General features: G+C 61.3%; 1 protein-coding gene. It reads left to right on the top strand.

The genetic code is table 11. The annotated features are described in order from the left end of the window. Nucleotides 1–214: helix-turn-helix domain-containing protein (locus FV233_RS29920; protein WP_147899681.1), on the top strand; the 214-nt coding region annotated here is incomplete at its 5' end. Between the last annotated feature and the right edge of the window lie 158 nt (nt 215–372).

The following is a 372-nucleotide window of genomic DNA, read 5'->3' on the forward strand; positions in this document are numbered from 1 at the left end:
TCGGCAGATCCTCTACTGGCTCGGCAAGAACTACACTGGGCTGAGCCTGCCGCAGATCGGGCATCGTGTCGGTCGTCGCGACCACACCTCCGCGCTCTGGGGCATACGCAAGGTTCAGGCGATCGCGGATCGCTTGAATATCGAGAAGCCCGCCTGCCCGATTACGGCAACGCAGCTTCTGTGGGCCGCTGAGTGGCCGAAGGTATCGCAATGATCCCTTCGGCATCACTTCACCTCTTTAGCGGGATCGCGCGGCTTGCCGGCCAGACGATCTCGTTCCTCCAAGGCTTTGCTCAGGCTTGCCGGCCTGTAGCGACACCCCTCGATCTTAAGAGCCTCAATGTAGTCCTGCCAGGACGGGGCGCTCTTGTT

It is taken from the genome of Methylobacterium sp. WL7 (assembly GCF_008040085.1).
GTDB lineage: Bacteria > Pseudomonadota > Alphaproteobacteria > Rhizobiales > Beijerinckiaceae > Methylobacterium > Methylobacterium mesophilicum.